Origin of the sequence: Nonomuraea sp. NPDC050227, from assembly GCF_044459705.1 — a bacterium.
Taxonomy (GTDB): domain Bacteria; phylum Actinomycetota; class Actinomycetes; order Streptosporangiales; family Streptosporangiaceae; genus Nonomuraea.
This window is the reverse complement of record NZ_JBITJF010000003.1, coordinates 303,999-327,639: the sequence shown is the minus strand read 5'-3', so window position 1 is coordinate 327,639 and position 23,641 is coordinate 303,999. Positions and strand designations below refer to the sequence as shown.

The 23,641-nt window shown below is 73.8% G+C and carries 19 protein-coding genes and 1 riboswitch; of the genes, 9 read left to right on the top strand and 10 right to left on the bottom strand.

Annotated features, from left to right (window positions below; all coding sequences use genetic code 11):
- Window positions 1-478: 478 nt before the first annotated feature.
- Window positions 479-1,120, bottom strand: a complete 642-nt coding sequence (locus ACIBK9_RS13915) for an FMN-dependent NADH-azoreductase (RefSeq protein WP_397158083.1) — start codon at window positions 1,118-1,120, stop codon at window positions 479-481.
- A gap of 94 nt (window positions 1,121-1,214) precedes the next feature.
- Between ACIBK9_RS13915 and ACIBK9_RS13910 the strand changes: the two genes are divergently transcribed.
- Window positions 1,215-1,742, top strand: coding sequence for a MarR family winged helix-turn-helix transcriptional regulator (locus ACIBK9_RS13910; RefSeq protein ID WP_397158081.1), 528 nt, complete (start codon window positions 1,215-1,217; stop codon window positions 1,740-1,742).
- A 307-nt stretch (window positions 1,743-2,049) separates the two neighbouring features.
- Here the strand turns inward: ACIBK9_RS13910 and ACIBK9_RS13905 are convergent, their stop codons facing one another.
- The 4 genes from ACIBK9_RS13905 to ACIBK9_RS13890 all read right to left on the bottom strand — a co-directional run bounded on the left by ACIBK9_RS13905 (window position 2,050) and on the right by ACIBK9_RS13890 (window position 7,056).
- Window positions 2,050-2,601, bottom strand: a complete 552-nt coding sequence (locus ACIBK9_RS13905) for an EF-hand domain-containing protein (RefSeq protein ID WP_397158080.1) — start codon at window positions 2,599-2,601, stop codon at window positions 2,050-2,052.
- Window positions 2,602-2,658: 57 nt separating this feature from the next.
- Window positions 2,659-4,971: a molybdopterin-dependent oxidoreductase gene (locus tag ACIBK9_RS13900; RefSeq protein ID WP_397158078.1), complete on the bottom strand. Its 2,313-nt coding sequence runs from the start codon at window positions 4,969-4,971 to the stop codon at window positions 2,659-2,661.
- A 268-nt stretch (window positions 4,972-5,239) separates the two neighbouring features.
- Entirely contained in the window at window positions 5,240-6,397 is a 1,158-nt protein-coding gene (locus tag ACIBK9_RS13895) for a sensor histidine kinase (protein ID WP_397158076.1), read from the bottom strand.
- Window positions 6,394-7,056, bottom strand: coding sequence for a response regulator transcription factor (locus ACIBK9_RS13890; protein ID WP_397158074.1), 663 nt, complete (start codon window positions 7,054-7,056; stop codon window positions 6,394-6,396). The genes ACIBK9_RS13895 and ACIBK9_RS13890 overlap by 4 nt, the downstream gene beginning before the upstream one ends.
- Before the next feature lie 172 nt (window positions 7,057-7,228).
- Here ACIBK9_RS13890 and ACIBK9_RS13885 point away from each other — a divergent pair, with 172 nt between their 5' ends.
- The 4 genes from ACIBK9_RS13885 to ACIBK9_RS13870 all read left to right on the top strand — a co-directional run bounded on the left by ACIBK9_RS13885 (window position 7,229) and on the right by ACIBK9_RS13870 (window position 11,423).
- Window positions 7,229-8,764 carry a hypothetical protein gene (locus tag ACIBK9_RS13885; RefSeq protein ID WP_397158073.1) on the top strand — a complete coding sequence of 512 codons (1,536 nt, stop codon included), beginning with the start codon at window positions 7,229-7,231 and terminating at the stop codon, window positions 8,762-8,764.
- A 189-nt stretch (window positions 8,765-8,953) separates the two neighbouring features.
- Window positions 8,954-9,505 carry an MFS transporter gene (locus ACIBK9_RS13880; RefSeq protein ID WP_397158071.1) on the top strand — a complete coding sequence of 184 codons (552 nt, stop codon included), beginning with the start codon at window positions 8,954-8,956 and terminating at the stop codon, window positions 9,503-9,505.
- Window positions 9,506-9,711: 206 nt separating this feature from the next.
- Window positions 9,712-10,218 (top strand): copper chaperone PCu(A)C, encoded by a 507-nt coding sequence (locus ACIBK9_RS13875; RefSeq protein WP_397158069.1) that lies wholly within the window; start codon window positions 9,712-9,714, stop codon window positions 10,216-10,218.
- Entirely contained in the window at window positions 10,218-11,423 is a 1,206-nt protein-coding gene (locus tag ACIBK9_RS13870) for a Dyp-type peroxidase (RefSeq protein WP_397158067.1), read from the top strand. Before ACIBK9_RS13875 ends, ACIBK9_RS13870 begins: the two co-directional genes overlap by 1 nt.
- A 44-nt stretch (window positions 11,424-11,467) precedes the next feature.
- Here the strand turns inward: ACIBK9_RS13870 and cobF are convergent, their stop codons facing one another.
- Window positions 11,468-12,226 carry a precorrin-6A synthase (deacetylating) gene (cobF, locus tag ACIBK9_RS13865; RefSeq protein ID WP_397158065.1) on the bottom strand — a complete coding sequence of 253 codons (759 nt, stop codon included), beginning with the start codon at window positions 12,224-12,226 and terminating at the stop codon, window positions 11,468-11,470.
- Window positions 12,227-12,376: 150 nt separating this feature from the next.
- On the opposite strand from cobF, the gene cbiE reads away from it, so the two are divergent.
- From cbiE to ACIBK9_RS13850, 3 genes are read left to right on the top strand one after another with little or no spacing between them, the layout of a single operon-like run.
- Window positions 12,377-13,585, top strand: coding sequence for a precorrin-6y C5,15-methyltransferase (decarboxylating) subunit CbiE (cbiE, locus tag ACIBK9_RS13860; RefSeq protein WP_397158063.1), 1,209 nt, complete (start codon window positions 12,377-12,379; stop codon window positions 13,583-13,585).
- A complete protein-coding gene (gene cobM, locus ACIBK9_RS13855; protein ID WP_397158061.1) occupies window positions 13,582-14,337 on the top strand; it encodes a precorrin-4 C(11)-methyltransferase in 756 nt (251 codons plus the stop codon). The genes cbiE and cobM overlap by 4 nt, the downstream gene beginning before the upstream one ends.
- A complete protein-coding gene (locus tag ACIBK9_RS13850; protein WP_397158059.1) occupies window positions 14,322-15,077 on the top strand; it encodes a cobalt-precorrin-6A reductase in 756 nt (251 codons plus the stop codon). Before cobM ends, ACIBK9_RS13850 begins: the two co-directional genes overlap by 16 nt.
- On the opposite strand, the gene ACIBK9_RS13845 is transcribed toward ACIBK9_RS13850, so the two are convergent.
- The 3 genes from ACIBK9_RS13845 to cobG are packed head-to-tail and all read right to left on the bottom strand — an operon-like array spanning window position 15,068 to window position 18,434.
- Window positions 15,068-16,546, bottom strand: a complete 1,479-nt coding sequence (locus ACIBK9_RS13845) for a precorrin-2 C(20)-methyltransferase (protein ID WP_397158057.1) — start codon at window positions 16,544-16,546, stop codon at window positions 15,068-15,070. The genes ACIBK9_RS13850 and ACIBK9_RS13845 overlap by 10 nt on opposite strands.
- 5 nt (window positions 16,547-16,551) lie before the next feature.
- On the bottom strand, window positions 16,552-17,172 hold the full coding sequence (locus tag ACIBK9_RS13840) for a precorrin-8X methylmutase (RefSeq protein ID WP_397158055.1): 621 nt from the start codon (window positions 17,170-17,172) through the stop codon (window positions 16,552-16,554).
- Entirely contained in the window at window positions 17,169-18,434 is a 1,266-nt protein-coding gene (cobG, locus tag ACIBK9_RS13835) for a precorrin-3B synthase (protein WP_397158053.1), read from the bottom strand. Before cobG ends, ACIBK9_RS13840 begins: the two co-directional genes overlap by 4 nt.
- A gap of 10 nt (window positions 18,435-18,444) precedes the next feature.
- A riboswitch (cobalamin riboswitch) is annotated at window positions 18,445-18,655 on the top strand.
- Between the two features lie 30 nt (window positions 18,656-18,685).
- Between cobG and cobN the strand changes: the two genes are divergently transcribed.
- Window positions 18,686-22,312, top strand: a complete 3,627-nt coding sequence (gene cobN, locus ACIBK9_RS13830; RefSeq protein ID WP_397158051.1) for a cobaltochelatase subunit CobN — start codon at window positions 18,686-18,688, stop codon at window positions 22,310-22,312.
- Here the strand turns inward: cobN and ACIBK9_RS13825 are convergent.
- A complete protein-coding gene (locus ACIBK9_RS13825; protein WP_397158976.1) occupies window positions 22,267-23,640 on the bottom strand; it encodes a cobyrinate a,c-diamide synthase in 1,374 nt (457 codons plus the stop codon). The genes cobN and ACIBK9_RS13825 overlap by 46 nt on opposite strands.
- Window position 23,641 lies beyond the last annotated feature (1 nt).

Genomic DNA, 23,641 nt, shown 5'->3' with positions numbered 1-23,641 from the left:
GAGGAAGGCGTGCCGCTCGATGCCGGACGTGCACACCCTGGACCGGGCCGATGAGGTGGCCCGCCATTCTGGACAAGGCCGCGATCCGACAAAGGGCCGGGGACGGCCGGCGGTCGAACCGCCGGCCACGTCCCGAAGAGCGACAGCGGGGCGAAGCTTCGAGGGCGAACCGGGAGTGTCGGTGCCCTCTGCCCCGGCTCGTTGCGGTGCTCGATCGCGGCGTCCCACCAGCCGCGCCGGCGCGCGAGGTCGGTGTGGCCACAAGCCTGGACGAACACTTCAGCGGCCAAGGCCAGGTGGGCCACGTCGAAGGCCGCCGGGCGCCGCCGCAGGCAGTTCGGCGGGCACGGAGCCGGGCCGTGCGGGAATCGGGATCGGGCTCACAGGCTTCTGACCACGAGCTCGGTCCCTTCCAGGTGGGATCTCGGGGGCGGTCGCCGCGGGCAGGGATGATCAGTCCCCTCGCTGCCGCGGTAGGTCAGGCGGCGTACCGGGCGGCGAGTGCTCGGCCGGCCTCCCCCGCCGCCTCCTCGGCGGTCTTGTGCATGATCGCCGCCATCTCGGTGAACTCGTCCAGGGCAGGGTTCACGCCGACGAGCGTGAACTCGCGCTCGACCACCGTGAGGTCGGCGCCCCAGATGTCGACGAGGATCCGGCGCAGGTAGTCGATGTTGTGGTCCCAGCCCGCGCGCGGGGTGCCAGGGCCGTAGGCGCCGCCCCGAGTGGTGACCAGGACGGTCGGCGTACCCTCCAGCAGGCGGATGCCCTGAGGCGTCCCGGCGATCGCGAGGTCGATCCAGGTCTTCGCGTGCTGCGAGACGCCGAAGTTGTAGAGCGGCATCGCGAGCACGGCGCTCGTCGCCCGCTGCAGCTCGGCGGCGAGCCGCTCCGCGGTGGCGAGTGCCTCGCGCTGCGCGGCGGTGCGGCCCTCCTCCGGAATGTGACGGCTGGAGATCGCGGCCTCCCAGATGTGCGCCGGCAGCGGCTCCTGACCGAGGTGACGCCGTACCACCGGCACCCCGGGGCGGGCGGCCCGGAGCTCGTCGAGGACGAGGTCGGCGAGCGCGCTGCTGGCGGAGCGGTCGCCTTGGATGGTGGCGTCGACACGGAGCACGGACATGGGGATCTCCCTGACGGGTGAGTACTAGTTGAATGTTCAAGTTGACACTATGTCGCACCACTTGAATATTCAAATCGCCTGGTAGAGTCGATCTGTGAGCACCGACCCCGCCCGCGGAACCCCCTCCGAGCACAACGTGCCATGGCTGTCGCCCGACCAGCAGCGCGACTGGCGAGCGGTGATCGCGCTGATCATGACCCTGCCGCCCGCGCTGGACGCGCAGCTCAAGCGCGACGCCGGCGTGAACAGTTTCGAGTACCACGTGCTCGCGGCTCTCTCCGAGGCGCCCAACCGCACGCTGGTGCTCAGCAACCTGGCCGCGTTGGCGCAGGGGTCGCTCTCGCGCATCTCGCACGCGGTCACCCGGCTGGAGCGGTCCGGCTGGGTCGAGCGGCACAGCTTGCCCAACCGCGGTGGCCGCCACACGGAGGCGCGGCTCACCGACGCCGGCCTCGCCAAGCTCAAGGAGATCGCCCCCGGTCACGTCCGAGAGGCGCGTCGTCTGGTGGTCGACGCGTTGACGCCCGAGCAGCTTGCCGCACTCGGCGACGCCGCCCGGGCGATCACCGCCGTCACCATGGCGGAGGCGCCCGAGACATGCCGGGAGAGCGGCGACTGCTGACCCGGCAGCCGCAGGCGCCGTCGCGCGGCATCGGGATCTCACCGAGTAGCGCGCCGACGTGCGGATCGGGCCTCGGGGGCGCGGGCGAGGCCGGCCCGGCTGGGGCAGACCATGCGACCATGCCCGCCGACCCCGGCGGGCGATGATCGTCGGCGCCAGAAGCGGCATGGCGAGCACGGTGAGCTCCGACCCCAGCTGGGACCCCGCGTTACCGACCCACAGCAGTTGACGGCCTGAGGTCTGCACGCCGCGCGCCCACGCCGGCAGTGGTGTGGGCGTCGCGGGTCCAGGGCGGCATCGTGGGCCGTCAGCCGGTAACCCTGCCGAACAGGTGGTTGGCGGGAGCGTCCGGGTCGTCGCCGTAGAAGAACTCCGTGACCGCCTGGTGGAACTCGGCGCGGTCCAGCACGCCGGAGCCGTCTCGGTCCAGGGCGGCGAAGACCTCGGCGCAGTCCTCGCCGGGGACGCCGCCGACCGAGTCGAACATCTGCTGGAACTCCGCCTGGTCGATCCGGCCGTCTCCGTTGAGGTCGGCGAGGTCGAAGAAGCAGTTGGTCACCGGCTCGATCTGTGCCGGGTACAGGGCGCGGTCGGTCAGGGCCTGCCTGAACCCTTCGGTCATCTCCCGCAGATCGACCTTCCCGTCACCGTCGTGATCCATCGGGGCGATCACGTGCGTCCAGAATGCGTCCATCCTCTCGGTGAGCAGGCGGGCGGTCTCGGAGTCAGGCGCGGCGCCGCGGACGGCGATGTAACGCTCGCTCATCATCCGGACGTCCCGCTGGGTGATGAACCCGTCGCCGTCGACATCGGCGCCCCGGAACCACTGGCCGTACTTGAGGTTTCGCAGTCGAGTCACGACTACGCAAAGTATTCGATCGATTACGGTAAAGCAAGCTGCCTGAGTGCTTCGGCGTCAACCCTCGAGGCGTGGCGGGGTGAAGGCGAGCACGTCGGGATGAGGGCCGTCGTAGGGCTCGACGTCGACCAGCGCACTGAGAGCACTCGGCCCTTGGGACAGCTGCGAGCACGGCCGATCCGCCGTGAGGACGTTGGGATTGCCGTGGCGGTCCAGTGTTCCGCTCACGCCTGGCTCGACCGGATCCCACCACGCGCCGGTGGACAGCTGGACGACGCCTGGCATGACGTCGTCCGACAGGACCGCGCCCGCCAGGCAGCTGCCCCGGTCGTTGTGGATGCGTACGATCATGCCGTTCTCGATGCCGCGCGACGCGGCATCCAGCGGATTCATCGTCACGGGCTCGCGGCCACGGATCTTCGAATCGAGGCTGTGGCCACCGTTGTCGTACTGGCTGTGCAGGCGTGAGGCGGGCTGATTCGAGATCAGATGCAGCGGGAACCGGCTCGACAGGTCGGCGCCGAGCCACTCCGCTGGTTCGAACCACCTCGGATGCCCGGCACAGTCGTCGTAGCCGAACGAGTCGATCTCCTCGGAGAAGATCTCGATCCGGCCCGACGGCGTCGGCAGGGGGAAACGCCGCGGATCTGCGCGGAGCGCCTCGAAGCTGCCGGGAAACGGTCCGGTCAACGCCGGCAGCTCGGCGGTGGAGCTGTGCCAGAAGTCGTCGAAGCCCGGCAACGCGGCATCGTCGCCGAGTTCGGCCCGCGTCTGCTCGTACAGGTGCCGGACCCAGTCGAGCTCGGAGCGCGACTGCGTGAACTCCTGCTCGTACCCGAGCCGGGAGGCCAATGCGGTGAAAATGTGATGGTCGGTGCGTGACTCTCCCGCCGGCTCGCGGACCTTGGGCATCGCGACGAGGTGGGGATCGGAGAATCCGGCGGCGAAGTCGTCGCGCTCCAAGCTGGTGGCGACGGGCAGGACGATGTCCGCGAACTTGGCCGTGGTGTTCCACCAGGCTTCGTGCACCACCACCGTGTCAGGGGTCTGCCAGGCTCGGGCCAGCCGGTGGAGATCCTGATGGTGGTGGAACGGGTTCCCGCCGCACCAGTAGATCAGGCGAAGCTCCGGCAACGTGAGGCGTCGTCCGTCGTAGCCGATGGTCCTGCCCGGATGCAGCAGGGTGTCGGCGATCCTCGCGACCGGGATGAAGTCCGGGACGGGGTTGGCGACCCCGGGCACCGCCGCCACGGAGGGGCGGCCTCTGGCCACGCCTGTCGCGTCCATCGTGGCGTAACCTGCTCCCCAGCCGCAGCCGGGCCGGCCCATCGAGCCCGCCATGGCGGCCAGCACGACGGACATCCAGATCGGCTGTTCGCCGTGGTCCGCCCGCTGCACCGCGTAGTTGACCATGATGAGAGAACGCCGCTCGGTCAGGCGGCGAGCGAGGTCGACGATCGCCTCGCGACCGAGACCCGTGATCCTCGCCGCCCAGGCGGCGTCCTTGGGGACGCCGTCGAGCTCGCCGGTCACGTACGAGGCGAAGCGGTCGAACCCGACGCAGCACCGGCGCAGGAAGTCCTCATCGTGCCACCCGTTGACCAGCATCGTGTGGGCGATGCCCAGCATCGCGGCGGTGTCGGTGTTGGGGATGACGGGCAGCCACTCGGCGTCGAGGAAGCCGGCGACGTCGCTGCGGATGGGGCTGACGTTCACGAACCGCACCCCGGCCGCACGGCACTGTCGCTGCAGGTTCTGCGTCTGGTGTCTGGCCAGCCCGCCGGGGTTGATCTGGCTGTTCTTGAGAGCCAGCCCGCCGAACGCCACCACGAGCTCACAGTTGTCGGCTATCTCGTCCCACATCGGCATCCGCGACTGGTAGCTCCAGGGATGCCCGCCGATCACATGGGGAAGGATGACCTCCAACGCGGCGGTGCTGTAGGTGTTGCGCGAGTCGGTGAAGCCCCCGCCCAGCGCCAGGAACCGGTGGAGTTGACTCTGCGCGTTGTGGAACACGCCCGCGCTCGCCCAGCCGTACGACCCGCCGAACACCGCGCTGTCGCCGTGCTGCGAACGCACTCGACGGAGTTCGTCGCTCACCAGCGTGATCGCGTCGTCCCAGCTCACTTCCACGAAGGCGTCCGCGCCTCTGGCGGCGTCGTGGACGCGCGGCCGGCCGTTGAGCCAGCCCTTGCGCACCGCGGGGCGCAGCACGCGAGCGCCGTCGTCGGCGGCTGTCACCATGCCGGGGCCGATGGGTGACGGCACGGGGTCGTCGTCCCTCGGCTCAATTCGTACTAATCGCCCGGAATCGACCACTGCGATGAGACTGCCCCAGTGCGTCGCGACCGACATGCGTCGTTCCACCATGCATCCACCCCATCCCTGAAGTTCCCCCCGCTTTCGACCAGCGGTTGCTGGCGTGGCAGGGGCCTCCACTCCAGTCGACGGCCCGCAGGACGGAGACTTTCCCCCATGCCCGGCTGCTCAACCACGTCAGGGTGCACCGGCTGCATCATGACCGTCCCGCACCCGGTCCGGCAGCACCGGTTCGGTGATCATCGGCCGGTGCCCGGCGCCCTACGAGGTCGGGCTGGTGTCGCCGGGGCGAGGTGGCCGTGCATGGCGGTGCCTGATGTCAGGGTTGCGATATCTGCGCGAACCGTACGGTGACCGACAAGCCGCCTTCGGGGCGGGCGTCGGCGGTGAGGGTGGCGCGGTGAGCTCGCGTGACGGCGTCGACGATGGCGAGGCCGAGGCCGTGGCCGTGGCCGTCACCGTGGCCGTCACCGTGGCCGTCACCGTGGCCGTCACCGTGGCCGTCACCGTGGCCGTCGCCGCGGCCGTGACGGTCGGGCGCCAGTCTCTGGAAGGGCCGGCAGAGGCGCTGGAGATCGTCGGCGGGGACGACCGGCCCGCTGTTGGTGACCGTGAGGGCCACCTGCGTGCCGGACGTCCGGGTGGTGACCTCTACGTGCCCGTCCGGGTGGTTGTGGCGGATGGCGTTGTCGACGAGGTTGGCGACGAGGCTCTCGATCAGTCTCGGGTCCCCGGCCGTCACCGCGGGCGTCAGATGTTCGGCGAGGCCGATGCCGCGTTCCGCGGCCTGTCGGCGGCGGGAGGCGAGCACTGTCCCGGCGACGTGGGCGAGGTCGAGGGTGTCCCAGCGGGTGACGCCGCGCTCGCTGGTGGCCAGGGTGAGCAGGGCCTGGACGAGCCGCTCCTGGTCTCCGCTCAGAGCCAGGGCCTCCTGGCAGGCCGCGCGCAGGCTGCCGGTGTCGGCGTCGGGGTCGGCGACGGCGACTTCGAGCAGGGTGCGCAGGCCGGCCAGCGGGGTGCGCAGCTCGTGGGAGGCGTTGGCGACGAAGTGGCGTTGGCTGTCGAAGGAGGCCTGCAGGCGGGCGAACAGGTTGTCGAGGGTGCGGCCGAGCTCGGTCAGCTCGTCCATGGGCTCGCCAAGGTCGAGGCGCCGGTGGAGGCTTCCGGTGGACATGGTTCTGGCGGTGGCGGTGATGGCGCGCAGCGGGCGCAGAAACCGGTCGGAGACGAGCCGGCCGAGGGCCAGGGCGACGGGAATCAGCAGGACGAGGGCGACGGCGGATCCCGTGAGGAGTTGGGGGAGGCCGATCCCGGACTGGGTGGTCACCTTCGCCGCGGGCCGGCCCACGGGGGTGGCCGCGTCGACGCCGGCGAGCGGGACGGCGACGAGGACGAGCACGAGCACCCCGGCCGCGTAGAAGCCCGCCGCGTAGGCGAGCGCGAGCCGCGTCTGCAGGGATCTTCCGGCGAGCGTCATGACGGTCCGATGCGGTAGCCGCCTTCGCGGACGGTCTCGATCACGGGCGGGTCGCCGAGTTTGGCCCGTAACCGGTGCATGGTGTGCTTGACGGCGCTGCTGAAGGGGTCGGCGGCCTCGTCCCAGACGCGCTCCAGCAGTTCCTCGGCGGAGATGACCAGGCCGGGCACGGCGAGCAGGCATTCGAGCAGGGCGAACTCCCTGGGGCTCAGCTCAAGGCGCCGCCCGGCCCGGAACGCGGTACGGCGGGCCGGATCGAGGGTGATGTCCCCGCACGCCAGGGTCGGCGGGAGCGGCGGGGTGGCGCGCCGGCCCAGGGCGCGGACGCGGGCGACCAGTTCGGCGAACGCGAACGGCTTGGGCAGGTAGTCGTCGGCGCCGAGGCTCAGCCCGTCGACGCGGTCCTCGATCGTGCCGGAGGCGGTGAGCATCAGGACGCGGGTCGCGCAGCGGCTGCCGGCGAGCCGCCGGCAGATCTCGTCGCCGTGGACGCCGGGCAGGTCGCGGTCGAGGATCACCACGTCGTACCGGGTGGCGGCCAGGCGGTCGAGGGCGGCGGTGCCGTCGAGGACGACATCGACGGCCATGCCCTCGCGGCGCAGCCCGGTTCCGACGGAGCGGGCGAGGACCTCGAAGTCCTCGACGACGAGCACCCTCACCGCCCGGCACCGCCGCTCGCCGTGCGAGGAGGGCGGACGTGGCGGCCGAACCGGCCGCCGGGACGAGAAGCCATGGGCCAACGATGCCAGATCCCCGGTCGCAGCCAGGTCGCGGCGGCCGCGACCCGGCTGGAACCGGGTGCCGCGTACAACCGTCGCCATGAATTCATCCATGCCTCACCGAGCCGGCCGGTCGTCCGGGCGGGACGGCTTCCTCCGGATGCTGCGCGCGGAGTGGGCCGGGTTCCGTTCCGCGCGGGGCCGGATGCTCGCCGTGGCGGCCTCCGTGCTGGTGACCGTGTCGATCGGACTGCTGGTCGCCGGAGGCGTCCGCACCACCTGCGTGACGGGGAAGGGCGAGGGGCCCTGTCCCGCGCCGCTGGTGGGCCCCGACGGCACGGCGGTGAAGGACAAGTACTACTTCGTGCACCAGCCGCTCAAGGGGAACGGCAGCATCACCGCCCGCGTGTCGGACATGACCGGGCAGATCCGGCTGCCGGACGCCGTACCGGGCGTGCGCAACGTCAAGGAGGGGGTGGTGCCGTGGGCGAAGGCCGGCCTCCTGGTCAGGCCGAGCCTCAAGCAGGGCACGCCGTACGCCGCCGTCATGCTCACCGGAGATCATGGGGTGCGGATGCAGTACAACTACGTCCACGACGTGGCGGGCGGTCCGCACAACGGCCCGCAGTGGCTACGGCTGACCCGGTCCGGCGACACCGTCACCGGCCAGGAGTCGGACGACGGCAAGGCATGGACCGACGTGGGCACGGTCAGGTTGGCGGGGTTGCCGGAGACGGTCGAGATCGGGCTGTTCGCCACCTCGCCAGGCGCCGTGTGGGACATGGCGAGAGCCTTCGCCAACGCCACCGCCACCTTCGACCAGATCAAGCTGCAGGGGGCGGACGGTCCGTGGCGCCGCGACGACGTCGGCGTCTCCATGGAGTCGGACGGGAAGACGCCGCACCATCCGGGCGGGGTCGTCGAGTCCGGCGGGAAGCTCATCGTGACCGGGGGAGGCGACATCGGGCCCGCCACGGTGGAGGGGGGCCTGCGCGCCGACCTCATGCTGATCGGCGGAGCCCTGGGACTGATCCCCATGTTCGTGGCGGCGGCCACGTTCCGCACCGCCGGCCACCGGCGCGAACCGGCCGGGACCGGCCTGACCGCCGATTCGCGTCCGGCGTGGCTGCTGGCGGCCAAGGCCGGGGTGGTCGGCGTGGTCGGGCTCGCGGCGGGGCTGGTGGCCTCGGGGGTCGTGATCCCTGCCGGGCTGGCGATGCTGCGCGCCCATGGGAACCCGATCCAGCCGATCACCCTGGGCACCGGACTGCGGATGATCGTCGGCCACGCGGCGCTGACCGCGGCCGCCGCCGTGCTGGCTCTGGGCCTGGCCGCGCTGGTCAGGCGGGCCGTCGTCGCCGTCGGGCTGGCGATCGTGCTGGTCGTCGTGCCGTACCTGCTGGCGACCGCGGGGCTGGCGCCATGGCTGCTGATGATCACCCCTGCCGCCGGGTTCGCGATCACGCAGAGCATCCCGGCGTTCGCGCATGTGGACGTGGACCCGTCACTGCTGGGGGGCTACTACCCGCTCCCACCATGGGCGGGTCTGACCGTGACCTGTGGATATGCCGTCGTCGCCTTGGGGGTGGCGATCGCCGTACACCACAGAGAAGTGCCATTTGACGGCAAGCTCCCGCTCGCCCGCTGAGCCCGTGCCCGCCGTCGGTGCCGCTCCCGCAGGCCGGGGCGCGCCACCTGGGCGGCCGACCGGCGATCGCTCCGACGGGCGAAGGCGGTGTCGGGTGCGTGAGCAGGCGGCGTGCCGGAGGTGAGGCACGATGGCGGATGCCAGGGCGAGGGGGTGCGATGGGATGATGGGCCCGTTATGACCGCCTCCTTGCCGTTCCGTCTCGCCCGTGCCGCGGTGTTCGCCGTGGTCTGCGTGGCGCTGGGCGTGCTGGCGCACCTGTTCGGCGGGGGATCGGTCACGGGGCCGGTGGTGGCCGGTGGGCTGCTGCTGGCGTTCGGGGGCGGGGTCGTGGCCTCGGCGCGTGAGCGCACGCTGGCGGTGATCCTGCCGTTGCTGGCCGGCATGCAGGTGGTACTGCATGTGCTGTTCTCCCTCAGCCATGCCGCGGACGCCTACGCCGCGCTCGTCCACGGCCATTCGGGACTGGTGCCCGGCGTCGGCATGCTCGTCACGCACGCCGGCGCCACCGGGCTGATCGCCCTGTGGCTGGCCCGCGGCGAGGCCGCTCTGTGGGGGCTGCTGCACCGCCTGGCCGCGCGGCTGTGCCGGGTCCTCCTGGCGCTCTTCCCGCGTCCGCCGCACGAGCCGGTCGTCGTGGTGACGGCGCCCGAGCCGGGCCGGCTGCGCTCGGCGGTGCTGGCACACGCCGCGCCCACGCGCGGTCCGCCGTTCACGCAGGTGATCGCTTTCTCCGGCTGACCCTCATGGCGAGGCTGGAGTACGTCGTCATGCCCGGCTCCGTCCGGGTTCGCGTGGCCGCCGACGTCGCGGCCGCGTCAAGCGCCCCTGCCTGATCCGCCTCCGGCGCGGTGGAAACGCCACCGCGCGCCGAGGCCTGCCTGGAAAGGCCCACCATGCACTCTCTCCGTTCGCGTTCTCCGCTTCTTCCCGCTGCGGCGCTGGCCGTGGCCGTGCTCGTGTCCGGCTGCGGCGGCCAGAGCACGACCGCGTCCACCGCGTCGACCGCGTCGGCGTCACCGGCGGCCGCCACCGCCGCCGCCACCCCTTCGCCCGCGCTGACCATCACCGACCCCTGGATCAAGACCGGCGGCAAGGGGATGACGGCCGCCTTCGGCACCCTGGTCAACAACACCGACGCCGAGCTGACGGTCGTCTCCGGCGCCTCGCCGCTGTCTCCGACGGTCGAGCTGCACGAAGTGGTGGACTCCGGGGGCAAGATGGTGATGCGCCCAAAGAAGGGCGGGTTCGTGGTACCTGCCCGCGGTTCTCACCAGCTGGCGCCCGGCGGCGATCACATCATGCTGATGGGGGTCACCGGGAAGGTGGAGCCCGGAGCCGAGGTGCCCTTCACCCTGACTCTCGCCGACGGTTCCACCCTCCAGTTCACCGCGATCGGCAAGGACTTCGCCGGCGGCAAGGAGAACTACCAGCCGGGCGAGGGCAAGCACTGATGGACGCCCACACCGGCAGCAGGTCCCGCCTGACCCGGCGGGGCCTGCTGGCCTCGACCGCGGCCGCCGCGGCCGGCGCGCTCGCGGCACAGGCCGCTGCGGCGGGCCCGGCCCAGGCTGCTTCGCCGGGCTCGGCGGTGGAGCCCTTCCACGGCCCGCACCAGGCGGGGATCGCCACCGTCCCGCAGGCCCACGCCGTCTTCGTCGGACTGGACCTGCGCGCGGGCGTCGGCCGGGAGGCGGTGGCCCGGATGATGCGGCTGCTGACCGACGACGCCCGCCGCCTGAGCGCGGGCGGTCCCGCCCTGGCCGACACCGAACCGGAGCTGGCGGTCCTGCCCGCCCGGCTGACCGTCACCTTCGGGTTCGGGCCCGGTCTGTTCGACGCGGTGGGCCTGGCGGACGCGCGCCCGTCCTCGCTGAAGGCGCTGCCCCGCTTCTCCATCGACAAGCTGCAGAACCAGTGGAACGGCGGCGACGTGCTGGTGCAGATCTGCGCCGACGACCCGCTGACCGTGGCCCACGCCCTCCGCATGATCATCAAGGACGCCCGCGCGTTCACCCGCGTCCGATGGGTCCAGCGCGGGTTCCGGCGGGCCGCCGGGGTGCAGGCGTCCGGGCTGACCCAGCACAACATCATGGGGCAGCTCGACGGGACCGCCAACGCCGTCCCCGGGAGCCCTGTCTTCGACCGGGTGGTGTGGGCCGGCGCGGACGCGCCCGCCTGGCTGCGCGGCGGTACCACGCTGGTGCTGCGGCGGATCCGCGTCGAACTGGAGACCTGGGACGCCGCCGACCGGGTCGCCAAGGAGTTCACGATCGGACGCCGCCTGGACACCGGCGCCCCGCTGACCGGGACCGCCGAGCACGACCCGCCCGACTTCGCCGAGCTCACGCCCGTGGGGTTCCCGGTCATCTCCGAGTACGCCCACATCAGGCGCGCGCACAGCGCCGACCCGGCCAAGGGGATCTTCCGTCGCCCCTACAACTACGACGAAGGGCTCACCGCGGCCGGACACTCCGACAGCGGCCTGCTCTTCGCCTCCTACCAGGCCGACGTCGGCGCGCAGTTCCTGCCGATGCAGCGCCGGCTGGCCGAGGCCGACCTGCTCAACGAGTGGACCACGCCGATCGGATCTGCGGTGTTCGCCATCCCGCCGGGCTGCCCGCCCGGCGGCTGGATCGGGCAGGGGCTGCTGGCATGACGCGAGGGGGCCCGCCGACCTGGCGGCGCGACCTCGGCGTCAGGTCAGCGGTCCCCCGGTGACAGGCGGCGCAGCAGGTACGTGTCCATGATCCAGCCCTTGCGCTCGCGGGCCTCGGCACGCAGCCGCCGGATGCGGTCACCGACCTCCGGCACCGGCCCCGACACCAGGATCTCGTCCGGCGTCCCGAGGTAGGCGCCCCAGTAGATGTGGAAGTCGTCGAGACCGGTGAAGGAGCAGTGGGCGTCGAGCATGACCACCACGTCGTCGGCGGTGGGGCCCTGCTCCGCCAGGCGGCGGCCGGTGGTCAGGTGCGTGGGCCGGCCGACCTGGGTCAGGCCGATGCGGTGGCGGGCGGTGAGGGCGGCCACGCTGCTGATGCCGGGGACGACCTCGACGTCGAACGTGACGTTCCCGCGTCGCCGGATCTCATCGAGGATGGCGAGCGTGCTGTCGTAGACGGCCGGGTCGCCCCACACCAGGAACGCGCCGGTCTCGCCGGCGCCCAGCTCGTCGTGGATGAGCGCTTCGCAGGCGAGCGAGCGGCGCGAGCGCCAGTCCTCGACGGCGGCGGTGTAGGCGGGGGCGGTGCGGTCCCGTTCCGGGTCGCGGGCCTCGGCGATCCGGTACGGCTTGCGACCGTGCTCGGCGATCAGGTCGAGGCGGAGCTGGATCAACTCGTGCTTGGTCTCGCCCTTGTCGACGATGAAGAACACGTCCGTGGCGGCGATGGCCTTGACCGCCTGCAGCGTGAGGTGGTCCGGATCGCCGGCGCCGATCCCGATGACGAGAAGCCGTTTCACCCGCCAAAGTCTGCCAGATAGGCAGATATACGATATCCCTCGCACTTTGCCATCGAGGAGGATCGTGAACCTGGCCGAGCAGGGCGACGCCTTCGCCGCTTCCCGTCAGAGGCGGCTTGCCGAGGAGATCCAGCTGACACGGCGCGACGCGTGATCACGGTCGTCGGGATCGGCGCGGACGGCTGGGACGGGCTGACCCCGGGCTCGCGCCGCGCGGTCGAGGCCGCCGACGTGCTCATGGGCAGCGCGCGGCAGCTCGACCTCGTGCCCGCGACGGCCGCAGAACGCGTGGCATGGCCGTCGCCGCTGCTGCCCGCCCTGCCGGCCCTCATGGACCGGTACGCCGGCCGCGAGGTCTGCGTGCTGGCCAGCGGCGATCCGATGTTCTACGGCATCGGCTCGACGCTGGTCCGGCTGCTGGGCGCGCAGCGCGTAACGGTGCTGCCGCACGTGTCGTCGTTGACGCTGGCCTGCGCCCGGCTGGGCTGGCCGGCCGAGCAGGTGGACGTCGTCAGCCTGGTGGGCCGGCCGCCCGCGGCGCTGGCCGCCGCGCTCCAGCCGGGCCGCCGGGTCGTCGTGCTCGGCGCGGGGCCTGACTCGCCGCCGGTGGTCGCCGGGCTGCTCGCCCGGCACGGGTACGGACCCAGCCCGATGACGGTGCTGTCGGAGCTGGGCGGCCCAGGGGAGTCCGAACGGCGGGGCACGGCCGAGAGCTGGGCGGAGGGCCAGGAGTCCGCGCTGCACGTGATCGCCGTCGAGTGCGTCCTCGCCCGGGACGCCGAGCCCCTGGCCACGGTGCCGGGGCTGCCCGACGGCGCGTACGAGCACGACGGGCAGCTCACCAAGCGGGAGGTCCGCGCCGTCAGCCTGTCCCGCCTGGCCCCGCTGCCAGGCGAGCTGCTGTGGGACGTGGGCGCGGGGGCGGGCAGCATCGCCGTCGAGTGGATGCGCAGCCACCCGTCGTGCGCCGCCGTGGCGATCGAGAGCCGGGCCGACCGGGCCGCCGCCGTCCGGCGCAACGCCGAGCGGCTCGGCGTGCCGTCGATGCGCGTGGTCGAGGGCAAGGCCCCCGGGGCGCTGGACGGGCTGCCCGAGCCGGACGCGGTGTTCGTCGGCGGCGGCGCGACCGCCCCCGGCCTGCTGGAACGCTGCTGGACGGCGCTGCGCCCCGGCGGCCGGCTGGTGGTGAACGCCGTGACCCTGGAGTCCGAGGCCGTCCTCGCCCACTGGTACGGCAGGCTCGGGGGCGACCTGGTGCGCCTGGGCGTCCAGCGGGCCTCGCCGGTCGGCGGGTTCACCGGCTGGCGGGCGGCGATGCCGGTGACCGTCTGGTCGATCACAAGGAAGGACCAACCGTGACCGTGTACTTCGTCGGAGCCGGTCCCGGCGCCGCCGACCTGATCACCTTGCGCGGCCTGCGCCGGCTGGAGGCGTCGCCGGTCTGCCTGTACGCCGGGTCGCTGGTGCCGCGCGAGCTGCTCGACGCCTGCCCGCCCGGGGCCAGGCTGGTGAACACGGCGGACCTGACGCTCGACGAGATCGTCGCCGAGCTGGCCGCCGCGCACCGCGACGGTCTCGACGTGACGCGGCTGCACTCGGGCGACCCGTCGGTGTTCAGCGCCGTGGCCGAGCAGATGCGCAGGCTGGACGCCCTCGGCGTGCCGTACGAGGTGGTGCCCGGGGTTCCGGCGTTCGCGGCGGCCGCGGCCGCGCTGGGCCGGGAGCTGACCGTGCCCGGCGTCGGCCAGACGGTCATCCTGACGCGCATCTCCGCCCGCGCCACCCCCATGCCGGACGGCGAGGACCTCGGCACGCTCGGCGCGAGCCGGGCCACGATGGTGCTGCACCTGGCCGTGCAGCGGATCGACGCGGTGGTGGCCGAGCTGCTGCCCTCCTACGGACCGGACTGCCCGGTGGCCGTGGTCGCGCGGGCGAGCCGGGCCGACGAGGTGATCCTGCGCGGGACGCTGGCCGACATCGCCGGACAGGTCCACGACGCCGGGATCCGGCGGACGGCCGTGATCGTCGTGGGCCGGGTGTTGTCGGCGACGCAGTTCCCCGACAGCCACCTCTACAGCGACGCCAGGGAGCGGGCGTGCGACGGGTCCTGATCCTCGGCGGCACCGCGGAGGCGCGGGCCCTGGCCGCCGAGCTGGCCGCCGATCCCGGGCTGCACGTGGTGTCCTCGCTGGCGGGACGGGTGAACAACCCGCGGCTCCCCGTGGGCGAGGTGCGGGAAGGCGGGTTCGGCGGGCCGTCGGGCCTGGCCGCGTGGCTGCTGGAGGAGCGCATCGACGTGCTGGTCGACGCCACGCATCCGTTCGCGGAGCGGATGACCGCCTCGGGGGTCGCGGCCTCGTCGGCGACCGGGGTGCCGCTGCTGGTGCTGCGGCGTCCGGGATGGCGGGAGGGGCCGGGCGACGCGTGGCTGCGGGTCGGCTCCCTCCAGGAGGCGGCCGGGCTGCTGACCACGGCCCGGTGGGGCGCGGCCGGCCGGGACACCCGGGTCTTCCTCACGACCGGACGCCGGAGCCTGCCGGTGTTCGCGCCGCTGCCCGGCGTGTGGCTGCTGGCCAGGTCGGTGGACCCGCCGGAGGGGCCGGTGCCGGCGAACGTGCACGTCCTGCTCGACCGCGGGCCGTACACCGTCGAGGGCGAGCGCGCCCTGATCCGGGAGCACCGCCTGGACGTGCTGGTGACCAAGGACAGCGGCGGCGGCATGACCACGGCCAAGCTCGGCGCGGCGCGTGAGCTCGGCCTGCCGGTGATCATGGTGGACCGGCCGCCGCTGCCCGCGGGCGTCCGGGCCACGGACAGCGTGGCGGCGGCGGCGGCCTGGGTTCAGGGGTAGCGGCGCGGGGTGTAGACGACGCCGCCTTCGGTGGCCCGGGTCGTGGACGAGCCGATGATCAGCAGGCAGCGCATGTCCACCTGGCCGGGGTCCAGCTCGCCGAGCGTGGTGACCGTGACGCTCTCCTGCGGGCCGCCGACGTCGCGGCCGATCACCACGGGGGTGTCCGGCGCGCGGTGCTCCAGCAGCAGGTCCCGGGCGGCGGCGACCTGCCACGTACGGCTGCGCGAGGCCGGGTTGTAGATCGCCAGCACCAGGTCCGCCCGCGCGGCCGCGGACAGCCGGTCGGCCACCACCTCCCACGGCTTGAGCAGGTCGGACAGCGACAGCACGCAGTAGTCGTGGCCGAGCGGCGCGCCCGCCCTGGCCGCCACCGCCTGGGCGGCGGTCAGTCCCGGCACGACCCGCACCGGCACGTCCGGGAAGTCGGCGGCGGCTTCGAGCACGGCGCTGGCCATGGCGAACACGCCCGGGTCGCCGGACGACACGACCGCCACGCGGGCCCCGTCCCGGGCCAGCTCAAGGGCGTGCCTGGCGCGTTCGGCCTCCACCCGGTTGTCGGTGCGGTGGCGGCGCTGGCGCGGGTTCGGAGCCACCCGGTCCACGTACGGGCCATAGCCGACGAGGTCGGTGGCCGCGGCCAGCGCCTCCTGCGCCTCCGGCGTCAGCCACGGCCGCCCGGCCGGGCCCAGGCCGACCACGGCCACCTCGCCCCGCCCCTCGTCCGCCGGGCGCTCGGGGACGAAGGTGCGCTCGGCCGGGCTGGCGAGCAGGGCCAGCGAGAAGTACGGGACGCCGTCCGGGTCCACGTCCTTGAGCGGGGCGACCCGCTGGGCGCCCATGGTGGCGCGCTCGACGTACCAGGCGTCGTCGAGGCGGCCCGCCTCGGCCAGCGCGTCGCGCACCTTCCCGAACGTGCGGCCCAGCTTGAGCACGGCGGCCGAGTCGGTGTCGCGCAGCCGCTCGGCCAGCACCTGCGCGGGCAGCGTGCCGGGCAGCACGGTCAGCACCTCGTCCCGCTCGACCAGCGGCCGTCCCAGCACGGCGGCGGCGGCGCTGACCGAGGTCACGCCGGGCACCACCTCGGTCGGGTAGCGGTGGGCGAGCCGCTTGTGCATGTGCATGTAGGAGCCGTAGAACAGCGGGTCGCCCTCGGCCAGCACGACCACGGTGCGGCCCGCGTCCAGGTGGGCGGCCAGGCGTTCGGCGCAGTCGGCGTAGAAGTCGTCGAGCGCTCCCTGGTAGCCGCCGGGGTGGTCGGTGGTCTCCGTGGTCAGCGGGTAGAGCAGCAGCTCCTCGATCTGGCCTTCGCGCATGTACGGCAGCGCGATCGAACGGGCGATGCTGCGGCCGTGCCGGGCGGCGTGGTAGGCGATCACGTCGGCCTCGCCGATCAGCCGGGCCGTCCTGACCGTGACCAGCTCGGGGTCGCCGGGGCCCAGGCCGACTCCGTACAGGCGTCCTGACATGGTCGTCACTCCGTCTCGTTCGCGATGGCGTTGATCGCGGCGGCCGTCATCGCACTGCCGCCGCGACGGCCGTGCACCACCAGGTACTCCAGGTCGCTGTCGGCCAGCGCCTGCTTGGACTCGGCCGCGCCGATGAAGCCGACCGGGATGCCGAGCACGGCCGCGGGGCGTCCGGCGCCCTCGGCCACCAGCTCCAGCAGCCGGAACAGGGCGGTCGGCGCGTTCCCGATCGCCACCACCGCGCCCTCCAGGCGGTCGCGCCACAGCTCCAGGGCCGCGGCGCTGCGGGTGGTGCCGAGGCGTTCGGCCAGCTCGGGCACGCGCGGATTGCCCAGCGTGCACAGCACCTCGTTGCCCGCGGGCAGCCTGCGCCGGGTCACGCCGGAGGCGACCATCATGGCGTCGCACAACACCGGCGCGCCGCCGCGCAGCGCCTCCCTGGCCCGCGCGACCACCTGCGGCGACCAGGCCAGGTCGGTGACGAGGTCGGTCATGCCGCACGCGTGGATCATGCGCACCGCCACCTGGGCGACCTCGGGCGGCAGGCCCGTGAGGTCGGTCTCGGCGCGGATGGTCGCGAACGAGCGCCGGTAGATCTCGGCGCCGTCGCGGATGTAGTCGCTCACTCCTGGCGTTCCTCGTATCCGTTGATGGTTGCGATCAGCTGGCGGACCGGGCCGCGTGGCAGGCCGCAGCGCCGCTCGCAACCGGCCCAGTGGACGGGCGTGGCGGGTGCGCGGCCGAGGCTCCGCACCCATTGCCGGGCATCGGCCCGCACGTCGGCGAGCGCCTTCGCGCAGCCAGGACGGCCGGTGCAGGCGGTCACCCCGGCCCAGGGGGAGTCCGGGTCGGTGGCGAGCCCGGCGGCGGCCAGCGCCCGCTCGGTCCGGTCCGCCTCGCCGGGGGAGAGGTCCGGCAGGACGACGGTCCGCCAGGGGGTCAGGCGCACCGGCCGTCCGAGGTCCGCGAGGGCTCCGGCCTGGCCGGACGTCAGGCGGCCGAGCGGCACGAGCGCCTCGATCGCGACCCGGCCGTCCCGCTGGGCGATCCTGCCCGCGGACGGGCGGCGCGCGGAGACGGGGGCGGGCGGGGCGTCCGCGGCTGCCGCGATGTTCGCGGCGGCCGGGGTTTCCGGCGCTTCCGGCGCTTCCGGCGCTTCCGGGGCGTCCGGCGCTTCCGGGGCGTCCGGGGCGTTCGCGGCGTCGATCAGGCTTGGTTCGCCGGCGCGCAGGCGGGTGGCGATTCTGGCGGGGCCGTCCGGGAGGTCGCGGATGCGCCAGGCGCGCGGGCCGTCGGGGGACAGCTCGTCCAGGAACGCCTCGGCGGCGTCGATCATGAGCGGGACGGCCGCGTCCGGGGCGACGGTCAGCCCCGTGTCGGCGCCGGCGAGCAGCAGCCGTCCGGTCGCCACGTAGGTGACGTCCGCGCCGAGCCCGGCGACGTCCCGCGTGCCGTCGTCCAGGGCGAACAGGAACCGTCCCGGCAGCGCGGCCAGCCGGGGCCGCGCGCACAGCGCCCGGTCCAGGGCGTCCGCCATCGCCAGCACGTCCAGCAGCCCGTCGGGACCGCGCCCGCCCAGCGGCGAGGCCAGGATGTTGCGCACCCGCTCGTGCGCGGGCGACGGCAGCAGCCCGGCCGCCGCGATCCGCCCGGCGAAGACCTCCGGTGCGCGCAGCCCCCGCACCTGGACGTTCGCCCGCGACGTCAGCTCGATCACGCCCGTTCCCAGCTCGGCCGCGCACCCGGCGAGCACGCGGAGCTGCGCGGCCGACACCGCGCCGCCGGGCAGGCGCACGCGGGCGAGCGGGCCGTCGGCGGCCTCGTGCACCTGGAGCGCCCCCGGACAGGCATCGGGACGCGTACGTCCGGAAGATTCACCTACGGGCACGAAGGGATCGTAACGCCACTTCTGGGACGGGTCGCTCCTGTCGTAAGCTTCGGCGTAGACGATGGCAATGGGAGGAAGCCGGTGTGAATCCGGCGCGGTCCCGCCACTGTGACCGGGGAGCGAACCCCACCACGAGGCCACTGTCCGGCGACGGGCGGGAAGGCCGGGGTGAGCGTCGATCCGGGAGCCAGGAGACTCCTGCCGTCGTGTCACCCGCGACCGGGGCGAGGACCCCGAGGGAGGAATGCGCCGTGCCTGGCGACAGCCGTACCGTTCTGCTGCTCTCCACCTCCGACACCGACCTGCTGAGCGCTCGCGCCTGCGGGGCGGGCTACCGCCTGGGCAATCCCGCCCGGCTGACCGCCGAGGACGTCCCCGGCCTGACGGAGGGGACCGACCTCGTCGTGGTGCGCCTGCTGGGCGGGCGGCGGGCCTGGCCGGAAGGGCTCGACGCGTTGCTGGCCGGGCCGCGCCCGGTGGTGGTGCTGGGCGGGGAGCAGGCTCCCGACGCCGAGCTGATGGAGCTGTCCACGGTCAGCGGCGGGGTGTGCGCCGAGGCGCACGCCTACCTGGCCCATGGCGGTCCGGCGAACCTGGCCGAGCTGCACGCGTTCCTGTCCGACACCGTCCTGCTGACCGGGCACGGGTTCGAGCCGCCCGTCCCCGCTCCCACCTGGGGACGGCTGGACCGCCCTGCCAGGACCACCGGCGGTCCCGTGGTGGGCGTGCTCTACTACCGGGCCCACCACATGGCCGGCAACACCGCGTTCGTCGAGGCGTTGTGCGACGCCGTCGAGGACGCGGGCGGGCAGGCGCTGCCGGTCTTCTGCTCGTCCCTGCGCGCGGCCGAGCCGGAGCTGCTGGACACGCTGCGCGCGGCGGACGCCCTGGTCGTCACGGTGCTGGCGGCGGGCGGCTCCCGTCCGGCCACCGCGGGGGCGGGCGGCGACGACGAGGCCTGGGACGTCGGCGCGCTGGCCGGACTGGACGTGCCGATCCTGCAAGGACTCTGCCTGACCACCACCCGGCAGGCATGGGAGGAGAACGACGACGGGCTGTCGCCGCTGGACGCCGCCTCCCAGGTCGCGATCCCGGAGTTCGACGGGCGGATCATCACGGTGCCGTTCTCGTTCAAGGAGATCGACCCCGACGGGCTGACCGTCTACGTCGCCGACCCCGAGCGGGCCGCCCGGGTGGCGGGCATCGCGGTGCGCCACGGCCTGCTGCGGCACACCCCTCCCGCCGAACGGCGGCTGGTGGTGATGTTGTCGGCGTACCCGACCAAGCACTCCCGCGTCGGCAACGCGGTCGGGCTGGACACCCCCGCGAGCACCGTCCGGCTGCTGGCCCGTCTCGCCGAGGCGGGTTACGACCTGGGCGACGGCTTCCCCGGCGTGGCCGACCAGGACGGCGACGCGCTGGTGCACGCGCTGATCGCCGCCGGCGGCCAGGACCAGGACTGGCTGACCGAGGAGCACCTGGCGGGCAACCCGGTGCGCATCTCCGCCGCCTCCTACGAGCAGTGGTACCGGACGCTGCCCGCGGCCCTGCGCGAGGGAATCGAGCGCCACTGGGGGCCGCCGCCCGGAGAGCTGTTCGTGCACGAGGGCGACAGCGGGACCGACATCGTGCTGGCCGCGCTGCGGGCCGGGAACCTGGTGGTGATGGTGCAGCCGCCGCGCGGCTTCGGGGAGAACCCGATCGCCATCTACCACGACCCCGACCTGCCGCCCAGCCACCACTACCTGGCCGCCTACCGCTGGCTGTCGGCCGAGTTCGGCGCGCACGCGATGGTGCACGTCGGCAAGCACGGCAACCTGGAGTGGCTGCCCGGCAAGTCGGCGGGGATGTCGGCCGCGTGCGGCACCGACGCCGCCATCGGCGACCTGCCGCTGGTCTACCCCTTCCTCGTCAACGACCCGGGGGAGGGCACGCAGGCCAAGCGGCGCGCGCACGCCGTGCTGGTGGACCACCTGGTGCCGCCGATGGCCCGCGCCGACACCTACGGCGACATCGCCCGGCTGGAGCAGCTCCTGGACGAGCACGCCACGATCGCCGCCATGGACCCCGCCAAGCTGCCCGCGATCCGGGCGCAGATCTGGACGCTGATCCAGGCCGCCCGGCTCGACCACGACCTCGGGCTGGCCGACCGGCCGCACGACAGCGAGTTCGACGACCTCATCCTGCACGTGGACGGCTGGCTGTGCGAGGTGAAGGACGCCCAGATCCGCGACGGGCTGCACGTCCTCGGCCAGGCGCCCACCGGCCAGGTGCGGGTGGACCTGGTGCTGGCGATGTTGCGCGCCCGGCAGATGTGGGCCGGCAGGGAGACGCTGCCCGGCCTGCGCGAGGCGCTCGGCCTGGCCGAGGACGGCACGGCGGCGCTGGGCGACGTGGACCGCGCCGAGACGACCGCCCGCGCCCTGGTCGAGGCCATGGAGCAGCACGCCTGGGCCCCGGACGCAGCCCCCGCCGTCACCCGCGCGGTATTGGGTGGCGTGGCCGAGGAAGGCGTGGCCGAGGGGCGGGTGGAGCTCGTGGCGCGGGTGCTGGCGTTCGCCGCCACCGAGATGGTGCCGCGCCTGGCCCGCACCACCGACGAGCTCGACCACGTCCTGCACGCCCTGGACGGCGGCTACGTGCCCGCCGGCCCCAGCGGCTCCCCCCTGCGCGGCCTGGTCAACGTGCTGCCGACCGGCCGCAACTTCTACTCCGTGGACCCCCGGGCGGTGCCCAGCCGCCTGGCCTGGGAGACCGGCCAGGCGATGGCGGAGTCGCTGCTGGAGCGCTACCGCGCCGACACCGGCGAGTGGCCGCGCTCGGTCGGGCTGTCGGTGTGGGGGACCAGCGCCATGCGCACGGCGGGCGACGACGTCGCCGAGGTGCTGGCCCTGCTCGGCGTCCGCCCCGAATGGGACGAGGCGTCGCGTCGCGTCATCCGCCTGGAGCCGATCCCGCTCGCCGAGCTGGGCCGCCCGCGCATCGACGTGACGGTCCGCATCAGCGGCTTCTTCCGCGACGCCTTCCCGCACGTGGTCGGCATGCTCGACGACGCCGTACGGCTGGTCGCGTCGCTGGCGGAGCCGGCCGAGGACAACTACGTCCGCGCCCACGTGGCCGCGACGGGCGGCGACGAGCGGCTGGCCACGATGCGCGTCTTCGGCTCCGCGCCCGGCGCGTACGGGGCCGGGCTGCTGCCGCTCATCGACAGCCGCAACTGGCGCGACGACGCCGACCTGGCCGAGGTGTACGCCGTGTGGGGCGGCTACGCCTACGGCCGCGACCTCGACGGCGTCGCCGCCCGCCCCCAGATGGAGGACGCCTACCGCCGCATCGCCGTCGCCGCCAAGAACGTCGACACCCGCGAGCACGACATCGCCGACTCCGACGACTACTTCCAGTACCACGGCGGCATGATCGCCACCGTGCGCGCGCTCACCGGCAAGGCCCCGGCCGCCTACGTCGGCGACAGCACCCGCCCCGACGCCGTGCGCACCCGCACCCTGTCGGAGGAGACCTCACGGATCTTCCGCGCCAGGGTGGTCAACCCGCGCTGGCTGGCCGCCATGCGCCGGCACGGCTACAAGGGCGCCTTCGAGCTGGCCGCCACCGTCGACTACCTGTTCGGCTACGACGCCACCACCGGCGTGGTGGCCGACTGGATGTACGACAAGCTCACGGAGACGTACGTGCTCGACCCCGAGAACCAGGCGTTCATGGCCCGCTCGAACCCCTGGGCGCTGCACGGCATCGCCGAACGCCTCCTGGAGGCCGCCGAGCGCGGCATGTGGCAGCACCCGGACCCGGAGGTCCTGCGCGGCCTGCAGGAGGTCTACCTCAAGACCGAGGGCGACCTGGAGGACGACACCAGCCGCTGAGCCAGGCGCGGCGCGCCCGCCCAGTGCAGATGCAGGTAGGACGCGGTCACGCCGGGGTCGCCGTACCCGTCGTGGCCGCCGTCCCAGCGGAACAGCGGCTCGCCCGCGTACGTGACGGCCGTCCGGTGGAACTCGTGCCCGCGCAGCCGCTCGCCCGTCCTGGTGAGCGGCGAGCGGCGCAGCGCGACGGCGTCCCGGTAGCCGAGCGTCAGCCGGGACGTCATCCGCGCCCGCCCGGGGACGCGCCCGCACATGCGCTGACCGTCCAGCTCGTCGCACAGGTACAGCAGGCCCGCGCACTCGGCGGCGATCGGGCCGGGGAAGGCGGCCACCTGCTGCCGCAGGGGCTCGTTGGCGGCCAGCTCGGCGGCGTACACCTCCGGGAAGCCGCCGCCGATCACGATCGCGCCGGTCCCGTCCGGCAGCCGCGTGTCGCGCAGCGGGTCAAAGACGGCCACCTCGGCCCCCGCCGCCCGCAGCAGCTCGACCTGCTCGGCGTAGCCGAACGTGAACGCCGCCCCACCGGCCACGGCCACCACCGGCCGGTCGCCTCTGACGGGCTCCTGGCCGCGCGCGGCAGCCGCCACCGCCTCCTCTGGCCGGCCGCCCGTCGCGGCGGGCGTCGGCGGCGTCCAGGAGGGGCCGCCCAGCGGGGGAGCGGAGCGCGCCAGCCGCAGCAACGCGTCCAGGTCGCACGAACGCGCCACCAGGGCGGCCAGCCGGTCCACGGCGGCGACCGCCTCGGTCCGGCGCTCGGCGGCCGGCACCAGCCCCAGGTGCCGGGAGGGCGTGGCCACGGCGTCGTCGCGGCGGATCGCCCCCAGCACCGGCACGCCCGCCGCCGCCAGCGCCGACCGGCACAGCTCCTCGTGCCGGTCGGAGCCCACCCGGTTGAGCACCACCCCGCCCACCCGCACGTCCGGGTCGAAGGTGGCGAACCCGTGCACCACCGCCGCCACCGACCTGCTCTGCCGGGCCGCGTCCACGACCAGCACCACCGGCGCGTCCAGCAGCGTCGCGACGTGCGCGGTCGAGGCGAAGCCGGTGTCCCCCCTGCCGTCGAACAGGCCCATCACGCCCTCGACCACCGCCACGTCGCACCCGGCGGCGCCGTGCAGGAACAGCGGGGCGACGAGCTCCTCCCCGACGAGCCACGGATCCAGATTGCGGCCGGGACGGCCGGCGGCCAGCGCGTGATAGCCCGGGTCGATGTAGTCGGGCCCCACCTTGTGCGGCGAGACCCGCAGCCCGCGCGCCCGCAACGCCGCCATGAGCCCGGTGGCCACCGTCGTCTTGCCGCTGCCCGACGACGGCGCGGCGATCACCAGC

Excerpts from the sequence above, each read along its gene's own strand:
- ACIBK9_RS13895 (WP_397158076.1), bottom strand. The coding sequence starts at position 6,397 with ATGACGCTCGCCGGAAGATCCCTGCAGACGCGGCTCGCGCTCGCCTAC.
- ACIBK9_RS13915 (WP_397158083.1), bottom strand. The coding sequence starts at position 1,120 with ATGTCCGTGCTCCGTGTCGACGCCACCATCCAAGGCGACCGCTCCGCC.
- ACIBK9_RS13885 (WP_397158073.1), top strand. The coding sequence starts at position 7,229 with ATGCCTCACCGAGCCGGCCGGTCGTCCGGGCGGGACGGCTTCCTCCGG.
- ACIBK9_RS13870 (WP_397158067.1), top strand. The coding sequence starts at position 10,218 with ATGGACGCCCACACCGGCAGCAGGTCCCGCCTGACCCGGCGGGGCCTG.
- ACIBK9_RS13900 (WP_397158078.1), bottom strand. The coding sequence starts at position 4,971 with ATGGTGGAACGACGCATGTCGGTCGCGACGCACTGGGGCAGTCTCATC.
- ACIBK9_RS13845 (WP_397158057.1), bottom strand. The coding sequence starts at position 16,546 with ATGTCAGGACGCCTGTACGGAGTCGGCCTGGGCCCCGGCGACCCCGAG.